Source organism: Variovorax sp. 01T439_2, assembly GCF_056398445.1.
In genome coordinates this window covers 1-7,161 of sequence record NZ_JBFTPJ010000210.1, presented here as the reverse complement: position 1 = coordinate 7,161, position 7,161 = coordinate 1, and the positions used below count along the sequence as shown (strand labels likewise).

Sequence of the window (7,161 nt, the reverse complement as noted above, 5' to 3'; positions counted from 1 at the left end):
GCGCAGCGCGTCTTCGAGCGAGAACACGCCCGACAGGCAGGCCGCCACGTATTCGCCGAGGCTGTGGTCGAGCATGAGCGCGGGCTGCAYGCCGCAGCTCATCCACCAGCGCGCCATCGCGTACTCGACGGCGAACAGCGCGGGCTGCGCGTATTCCATGCGGAACAGCCGCTCGTTCGCCGCGGCTTCGTCGCCATCGGCCGGGAACACCAGCGCGAGCAGGTCGATGCCGCAGCCGGCCTTCAGCAGCGCAGCGCAGCGGTCGAGTTCTTCGCGGAACACGGCGCTGTGCTGATAGAGCGCCTCGCCCATGCGTGCATGCTGCGTGCCGCCGCCGGGAAACAGGAACACCACCTCGGGCGCAGCGGCGGGCGCACGCGACGACGGGAGCATCGGCGAAGCCAGCATCTCGGAGGCCATCGCCGGCTGGTTGGCCACCACGGCACTGCGCCAGGCGAAGGGGCGGCGTCCGCTTTGCAGCGTGTGGGCCACATCGCCCAGCGCCAGCTCCGGATGGGCCTGCAGATGCGCCGCGAGCTGCGATCGGCCCTGCGCCAGCGCGGCTTCGTCCTTTGCCGACACGGGCAGCACCTGCCAGCCGGAAGCAGGCTGTGCCGCGGCAACGGCCGGCGCCTCTTCGAGCACCACGTGCACGTTGGTGCCGCCGATGCCGAACGAGCTCACGCCCGCGCGGCGCGGCGCCTTGCCTTCAGGCCATGCACGCAATTGCGCATTGACGTAGAACGGGCTGGACGCGAAATCGATCTGCGGGTTCGGGCTCTCGTAGTGCAGGCTGGGCGGCAGCATGCGGTGCTTGAGCGCCATCACCGTCTTGATGAGCCCGGCCACGCCGGCCGCGGCATCCAGGTGGCCGATGTTGGTCTTCACCGAACCCACGGCGCAGAAGCCGCGGCGCTCGGTCTCGGCGCGAAAGGCCTGCGCGAGCGCGGCGAGTTCGATGGGGTCGCCCAGCGTGGTCGCGGTGCCGTGCGCCTCGATGTAGCCGATGGTGTCCGCCGGCACGCCCGCGATGAGCTGGGCCGCACGGATCACCTCGGCCTGGCCGTCCACGCTGGGCGCCGTGAAGCCGACCTTGGCGGCGCCGTCGTTGTTGGCCGCGCTGCCCTTGATGACCGCATGGATGGTGTCGCCGTCGCGCAGCGCGTCGTCCAGCCGCTTGAGCACCACGATGCCCGCGCCGCTGCCGATGACGGTGCCGGCCGCCTTCGCGTCGAAGGCGCGGCAGTGCCCGTCGGGCGAGAGGATGGCGCCGGCCTGGTAGCGGTAGCCGCCTTCCTGCAGCAGGTTGAGCCACACGCCGCCGGCCAGCGCCATGTCGCAGTCGTGGCTCAGGAGCGCCTGGCAGGCCGTGTGGACCGCGGTGAGCGACGTGGAGCAGGCGGTCTGCACCGTCACCGCGGGACCGCGYAGGTCGAGCTTGTACGACACGCGGGTGCACAGCGAGCCGCCCGAGTTGCCGCTCATGAGGCCCAGCAGGTCGGCGATGCCGCTCGCCGCGCCAAGGCCGAACGATGGCAGCAGGTTGCGGATGAGGTACACGTTGGCGCCCTCGCCCGCAYACACGCCGACCTTGCCCGGCCAGCGTGCGGCGTCGCAGCCCGCATGTTCCAACGAGGCCCAGGCGCATTCCAGGAAGATGCGCTGCTGCGGGTCGAGGGTTTCGGCCTCGCGCGGCGAGTAGCCGAAGAAACCGGCATCGAACTTGTCGAAGCCCTCGAACATCACGCCGGCCTTCACGTAGTCGGGATCGTCCAGCAGCGACTGCGGCACGCCTTGCGCGCGCAGCTGCTCGTCGCTGAAGCGGGAGACCGAGGCCACGCCGTCCCGGATGTTGCGCCAGAAGGCGTCCACGTCGCCGGCGCCCGGAAAGCGCCCGGCCATGCCGACGATGGCGATCTCGATGCCGCTCGGCTCGGAGGATTCGAAGGGGTGGGACATCAGTTGACTCTCTCTGCCGCTTTGCGGCGTTGAAGCATGGCGGCGCGCTGGCGCAGCGCCCGGTCGTCGCTCGCCGCGGCCGCGCTGGCCGATGCGGCGGCGCGCGCGGGCGCCTGCTCCAGCCACTGGACCAGCGATTGGACGGTGGGGTACTTGAAGAGATTGACCACCGGGATGGCGGTGTGCAGCCGGTCTTCCAGCAGCCGGTGCGCGCGGATCAGCAGCAGCGAGTGGCCGCCCAGGTCGAAGAAGTTGTCGTTCAGGCCGACCTGTGCGACCTGCAGCACCTCGGACCACACCGCGGCCACCGTCTGCGCAACATGGCCCTGCGGCGCCTCGTAGGCCTGGCCGCCGGCAAGGGCCGGCTCGGGCAGCGCCTTGCGGTCCACCTTGCCGTTGGCGTTCAGCGGCAGTGCATCGAGCACCTCGAAGGCGCGCGGGACCATGTAGTCGGGCAGCACCTGCGCAAGCCGCTCTTTCAGCGCCGCGGTGTCGATGGCCTCGCCCGCATGCGGCGCGAGGTAGCCGACGAGCCGCGCGCCGGCCGGGCCGTCCCTGGCGACCACGACGGCTTCGCGCACGGCGGGCTGCGCCAGCAGCTCGGCCTCGATCTCGCCAAGCTCGATGCGAAAGCCCCGGATCTTCACCTGGTGGTCGATGCGGCCCAGGTACTCCAGCTGTCCTTCGCCGTTCCAGCGCACGAGGTCGCCGGTGCGGTAGAGCCGCCCGCCGCCAGCGCTGTCGAACGGATCGGCCACGAAGCGCTCGGCGCTCAGGCCGGCACGCTTCAGGTAGCCACGCGCAAGGCTGACGCCGCCCAGGTACAGCTCGCCCGCCACGCCCTGCGGCACGAGGTTGAGTTCGGCATCCAGGACGTGGGTGCTGGTGTGGCTGATCGGCTTGCCGATGGGCACCTGGCTCTGGCCGCTGTCATCGGGATACAGGCGGCAGGCCCAGTGCGTGACGTGGATGGTGGCCTCGGTGGGGCCGTAGAGGTTCTGCAGGCCCGCGCCGTGCAGGCGCTCGAGCGTTTCCTTCTGCGTCTCGGCCGGCATTGCCTCGCCGCCGCAGATGATGTGGCGCAGGCGCGTGCTGGCCTCGATGCCCTTGTGCGCGAGAAAGGCCTGCAGCATCGAGGGCACGAAGTTGAGCGTGGTGACCTGGTGGCGCTGGATCAGCTCGACCAGGCGCGCCGGGTCGCGGTGATCGCCGGGGTTGGCCACCACCAGCCGCGCGCCCGAGCTCATCGGCCAGAACAGCTCCCACACCGACACGTCGAAGCCGAAGGGCGCCTTGTGCAGCACGGTGTCGGCGTGCGTGAGCTTGTAGATGCCCTGCATCCACGCCATGCAGCTGTGCAGCGCGCTGTGGCGGATGGCCGCGCCCTTGGGCTTGCCGGTGGAGCCCGAGGTGTAGATCACGTAGGCGAGGTTCTCGATGTGCAGGCCGACTTGCAGATCGCTCTCGGGCTCGGCGCTGAAATCGGCTGCATCGACTTCCAGCACCGTCAAGGCACGGCGGTCGGGCACGCAATCGACCAGGCTGCGCTGCGTGAGCAGCAGGCCGATGTCGCTGTCCTGCACCATGTAGGCCAGGCGCTCGGCGGGGTATTCGGGGTCCAGCGGCACATAGGCGCCGCCCGCCTTCAGCACGCCCAGGATGGCGACCACCATCTCGACGGAGCGCTCCATCGCGATGCCCACGAGCACCTCGGGCTTCACGCCCAGCGTGATCAGCCGGTGCGCCAGGCGGTTGGCGCGGCGGTTCAGTTCCGCAAAGCCAAGCGCCTCATCCGCGAACAGCAGCGCAGTGGCATCGGGCTGCATGCGGGCCTGCCGCTCGATCATGCGGTGCACGGGCTCGGGCTGCGGCTCGCGATGCCCATTCACGCCCCACTGCGCGAGCCGGGCCAGTTCCGGCGCGCCGAGCAGTTCGATGTCGCCGATGGGTTGATGGGGACGCTCGGCCAGCGCCTGCAGGATCGCGACATAGTGGCCGGCCATGCGCGCCATGGTGTCGGGCTCGAACAGCTCGGCCGCGTAGATCAGGGCGAGCGAGAGCTGGCCGCCCGGCCGCTCGCGCGCTTCGAGCGTGAGCTCGAACTGCGCCGCGAGATCGGGCAGCGCATGGTCTTGCGCGGTGATGCCGGGCAGCTGGCCGAGCGAGCGGTAGTCCTCGAACAGGTGGTTGAACATCACCTGGAACAGCGGCGTGCGGCTCAGGCTGCGCTCGGGCTGCAGCATCTGCACGAGTTGCTCGAAGGGCACATCCTGGTGCGCCTGTGCGCCCAGCACCGCGTCACGCGCCTGCGCCAGCACGCGCGATGCACCGAGGCGGCCATGGATCGGGTTGCGCAGCACCAGCGTGTTGACGAACAGGCCGACCACGCCTTCGGCTTCCACGCGGTTGCGGTTGGCAAACGGTGCGCCGATGCGGATGTCTTCCTGGCCCGTGTAGCGGTGCAGCAGCGCCTGGAAGCCGGCCAGGAGCACCATGAAGAGCGTGGCGCCACCGCCGTCCGCGGCCTTGCGCAGCTGCGCGAGCAGGCTCGCCGGAAGCTCGAAGGCGTGGCGCGCAGCGCCGTAGCCGGCTTGCGGCTTGCGCGGGTGGTCGGTGCGCAGCTCGAGCACGGTGTGCGTGTCGCCGAGCTGCGTGCGCCACCAGGCCAGTTGCCGCTCGCCCTCGCCCGCCGCCAGCCACTCGCGCTGCCAGAGCGCATGGTCGGCGTACTGGATGCGCGGCGCGGGCAGGCGCACCGTGTCGCCCTTCAGGTGCGCGGCGTAGCCTGCGGCCAGTTCGTCGATCAGCAACTGCATCGAGGCACCGTCGGACACGATGTGATGCATCACCACGGCGAGCACATGCACCTCGTTGGCGGTGCGGATCAGCGCGGCGCGCAGCAGCGGGCCCTGCGTGAGGTCGAAGGGCTCGGCCTTGAGGCGCCGCGTGGCTTCGTCCAATCGGGCATCGGCTTCACCCTCGGCGCCGCGCAGGTCGACCAGCGACAGCGGCACGGAGCCGCCCGGCCTGATCCATTGCTCCACGCTGCCATCGGCACCGGCGCTGAAGACCGTGCGCAGCGATTCATGGCGCGCCACCAGATCGTCGAGCGCTGCTTGCAGGGCATCGACCCGCAGCGCGCCGGCCAGGCGTAGCGCGCCGCTCACGTGGTAGGCCGCACTCGATGGATCGATCTGCCAGAGGAACCACTGGCGCTCCTGCGCGTGCGAGAGCGGCAGCGGCAACAGCCGGCGCTCCGCAGGGATCACGGCGATGGGCGCGGGCTGCGGGCGCACGCCCTGCCGCTGCAGTTCGCGGATGGCCGACGCGCAGTCGCGAAGGCGCGGTTGCTCGAAGAGCCTGCGCGCGGGAAAGTCGATCTGCCAGCGCGCGCCGATGCGCGCGGCCGCCTGCGTGGCGGTGAGGGAGCTGCCGCCGCGGTTGAAGAAGTGGGCATCGCGGCCAAGCGGGCGGTCGTCGCCGTGTTTGCAGACCTCGCGCCAGATGGCGGCGACGGCCTGTTCGACTTCGTCGAGGGGTGCCTCGGCAACGGCCTCGATCGGGCCTCCGCGCACGAAGGCGCCGTGCTGGTAGACGGCATAGGCATCGGCGCTGCCGTCGAGCCAGGCCGCACGGCAGGCACTGCGCTGYAGCTTGCCGCTGGTGGTCTTGGGCATGCCGCCGGGGTTGAGCAGCAGCACGGCCGACAAGGTCTCGCCGAACACTTCGCTCACAGCGGCGCCCAGCGCATCGACCAGCACCGCGGCCGGCACCAGCTTCTGCATGCTGCGCGACACCTCGGCGGCCACGCCGATGCCTTCGCCGCCCGGCCCCTGCGTGGCGAAGACCGCGACGCGGCCCTTGCGCACCGCATCGACCTCGGCCTCGATGAGCCGCTCGATGTCCTGCGGGTAGATGTTGTGGCCGCGAACGATGATCAGGTCCTTGATGCGGCCGGTCACGTAGAGCTGGCCTTCGTGCATGAAGCCGAGGTCGCCGGTGCGCAGCCAGCGCTGGCCGTCCCGCTCGACGAAGGTCTCACGGGTCTCGCGCTCCTTGCCCCAGTAGCCGTGGCCGATGCTCGGACCGCAGGTCCAGATCTCGCCGATCTTTCCGGGGGCCGCGGCCGATAGCRATTCGGCATCGACGATCTCGATGCGATGGCCGGGCGCGACGTCGCCGCAGCCGACCAGCGCCGTGCCTTCGTCCGCAGGCGTTCCCGTGCCGCTGGCGAGGCYGGCGGCGGAAAACGTGGGCGCGACCAGGCCGCCGCCACGGCGTCCGCCGGTGACGAAGAGCGTCGCCTCGGCAAGGCCGTAGCAGGGATAGACGGCTGCCGCATCGAAGCCCGCGGATGTGAAGCGCGAGATGAACTCGATTTCCGTGTCGGCGCGCACGGGTTCGGCGCCGGTGTAGGCCACGCGCCAGCTCGACAGGTCGAGCGGGGCCAGTTGCGCATCCTTCACGCGTTCCAGGCACAGGCGGTAGGCAAAGTCGGGGCCGCCGCTGAGCGTCGCGCGATGGCGCGAGATCAGTTCGAGCCAGCGCACCGGACGCTCCAGGAAATAGCGCGGCGACGTGAGCACCAGCGGAATGCCGCTGTAGAGCGGCTGCAGCAATCCGCCGATCAGGCCCATGTCGTGATAGAGCGGCGCCCACGAAACGAAGCTGTCGCCCGGGCCGACACCCATGCTGCGCCGGATCGCTTCTTCGTTGGCCATCAGGTTGCCGTGCGTCACGATCACGCCCTTGGGCGTCGAGGTGGAGCCCGAGGTGTATTGCAGGAAGGCGACGTCGCTGCCCGCCGGTTCGAAGGGCGTCCATGCATCGGCAAGCGAGATGTCCACGCTGTCGACGGCAACGATGTCCGCTTCGCCGAACTGGCGCAGGCCGGCGCTCGTTTCATTCATCGCGCGCGCCATGGCCTCGCACGTCAGCACGCAGCGCGCCTGCGAATCGGCGGCAATGCCGGTCAGCCGTGCGAGGTGCTGCGGGCGCGCCGATTCCGGCGGGAACACCGGCACCGCAATCACGCCCGCGTAGAAGCAGGCCAGCATGCTCACCGCATAGTGGTCGCCGTTGTCCAGCATGACGAGCGCGCGTTCGCCTTTGGCGAACTGCTGCTGCAGCCGGGCCGCGAGCGCGCGCACGCGGCGCTCGAAGGTGCCGTAGCTGATCGGCTCTGCGCGCTCCGTGCCATCC

2 protein-coding genes are annotated in these 7,161 nt (G+C 70.4%); both read right to left on the bottom strand.

Going from position 1 to position 7,161, the window contains the following annotated elements; genetic code table 11:
* Positions 1 to 1,959: type I polyketide synthase (locus AC1DOC_RS12230; RefSeq protein ID WP_478129862.1), on the bottom strand; the 1,959-nt coding region annotated here is incomplete at its 3' end.
* Positions 1,959 to 7,161: amino acid adenylation domain-containing protein (locus AC1DOC_RS12225; RefSeq protein ID WP_478129861.1), on the bottom strand; the 5,203-nt coding region annotated here is incomplete at its 5' end. The genes AC1DOC_RS12225 and AC1DOC_RS12230, both read right to left, overlap by 1 nt.